Raw genomic sequence first — 2,123 nt, forward strand, 5'->3', positions numbered from 1 at the left:
AGAATCCTTTTTCGGTGCATTTTTTAATGCACGCTCATGACTTAAATGTGATTTAACTTCATCTTCTCTAAACACATTTATTTCGTGAGACATGGTAGTAAGCGGTGCCACACCCTCAGTATCCACTTCGTTGAGTTTTTCAACCCATGTGATGATTTTGGACATATCAGCCATCATTGCTTCGGCCGATTTATCATCAAAATTGAGTCTGGCGAGGTGTGCCGTTTTATTTAATAACTCTCTATCAACTTTCATTGAGTATTTTCTTCAATTCCTGATCGATCGTGTCAAATGTTTTTTGTTTGAGCTCCGGTAGATTTTCTAGCGTTAAGCCTTTGGTTTCTATCGGTTCATGGTAAATTACTTTGATGGTTCGCACTTTTGGTAACCATTGACCGTCAGGCAAAATTATCCAATTATAAGGAATAGTTACCGGCACTATCGGAATTTGTTTCTCAATGGCTGTACGAAAGGCGCCATCCTTAAACCGCACCATTTCAGGCAACTTATCAGTTAAAATGCCACCTTCAGGAAAAATCATTAAGCTCTTGCCTTCATCTATAGCTTCAAAAGATCGTAAGATAGTATTGTACCTGCTTTTCAGACTTCCACGATCCACGGTTATATGCAGTTTTCTGTACATGTAGCCGAATAGCGGAATGTTTTCCATATCATTTTTGCCCACAAAAACGGCATTGATTTTATTTAGCCCCATTGTTGGGATATCTAAGTAAGAGAAGTGGTTAGGACAAAAAACATATTGCTTTTTCTCCTTGTAGTTGAAACGGTATTCCAAATCGATTGGAAAAAATGTCAGTCGAAAAAAAATGTTAGCCCAAATACGATTGAATATCCCGGTAAGATGAAACTGGCTTTTTCTAACGATGGGTATTAAAAACAGCGGCAGCAGCACCATAAAGAGGATCATAAAAACGATCAGTGCATAAACAGTATGAAGACCTCTGATTATTTTCAATGGAATATCTTTAATGATCAATCCGCAAAATGACGAAATATACTCTGCTAATCCAGTTATGAATGCTTAAAATTTAGTAATTTCATAAGTCAAAATATTCAACAAGATGAGAGTGAAACATATATTCAGCTTAGTTATTCTATTTTCATTTTTCGCTTACATGGGTTGCGATAGTGGAAGTGACGACCCGTCTATTTCAGAAACTGAAAGGGTAAAAAATTTATTAATCGGAGATGCATCTTCAGGTACTGTTTGGAATCTTCAAAGTGTAAATGTAGGTGAAGTTGATTATACCGATGAATTCAGCGGGCTTTCGCTCACTTTTAGTGATGGCGGTGTTACTGCAGAAAATGGAAGAGCGGTATTTGAATCAACCGATTCATGGAGTTTTAATGATGAAAGTGCCACATCATTCACTACCGGTTTTGGTCTAGATGTTACAATTCAGGAAATAACTCAAAGCAGGCTAGAAATATCCTTTATTTTAGATGAGTCTATTTATGGAAGAAAAAATGCTGTGGCAGGAGAAAATATTTTTACATTCATCAGATAAATTTTAATGACACCACCACCTCCTTTTAGTTATACCTACTCACCTAATATGCCCGAGTTACTACTCGGCTTAAAATGTTCCATTGCTATAAGCACATATCAAACAGGAAAAGTCGTATTATTTTCTGCTAAAGACGAAAACCAGCTAATACAGCTGCCAAGAAATTTTGATAAACCTATGGGTTTGGCACTGAGAAATGGAAAATTAGCCATTGCCACAAGGGATGAATTAATTATCACAACCAATGCTCCGGGCATGGCCAAGAATTACCCTGCCAATCCTAATACGTATGACAGCCTATTCATTCCCAGAGTTACGTATCATACAGGCACGTTGGACCTTCACGATATCACATATTCAAATAAAGGATTAATAGGTGTTAATACATTATTTAGTTGCCTATCAACTTTTGATTCTGATTTTAGCTTTAAAAACTTTTGGAAGCCTCATTTTATTACTGAAATAAAACCCGAAGACAGGTGTCACTTAAACGGGTTGGCGATTGATAAAGAAGGTAATCCTAAATATGTTACAGCACTTGGACAAGGTAATGAAGGGCGAGAGTGGAAAGAGAAAATGCTGGAAGGTGGCATA

General features: G+C 37.0%; 4 protein-coding genes. 2 read left to right on the forward strand and 2 right to left on the reverse strand.

All coding sequences use genetic code 11. The annotated features are described in order from the left end of the window. A partial coding sequence (gene gatC, locus RLO81_RS00330; RefSeq protein ID WP_350105605.1) for an Asp-tRNA(Asn)/Glu-tRNA(Gln) amidotransferase subunit GatC occupies positions 1–255 on the reverse strand: 255 nt, incomplete at its 3' end. Continuing rightward, complete coding sequence (locus RLO81_RS00335; RefSeq protein ID WP_350105608.1) at positions 245–976, reverse strand: lysophospholipid acyltransferase family protein; 732 nt, start codon at positions 974–976, stop codon at positions 245–247. The genes gatC and RLO81_RS00335, both read right to left, overlap by 11 nt. Before the next feature lie 112 nt (positions 977–1,088). Here RLO81_RS00335 and RLO81_RS00340 point away from each other — a divergent pair, with 112 nt between their 5' ends. Continuing rightward, positions 1,089–1,529, forward strand: a complete 441-nt coding sequence (locus RLO81_RS00340; RefSeq protein ID WP_350105611.1) for a hypothetical protein — start codon at positions 1,089–1,091, stop codon at positions 1,527–1,529. Between the two features lie 6 nt (positions 1,530–1,535). Beyond that, positions 1,536–2,123: DUF4915 domain-containing protein (locus RLO81_RS00345; protein ID WP_350105613.1), on the forward strand; the 588-nt coding region annotated here is incomplete at its 3' end.

Source organism: Fulvivirga sp. (assembly GCF_040220315.1).
Taxonomy (GTDB): Bacteria; Bacteroidota; Bacteroidia; order Cytophagales; family Cyclobacteriaceae; genus Fulvivirga.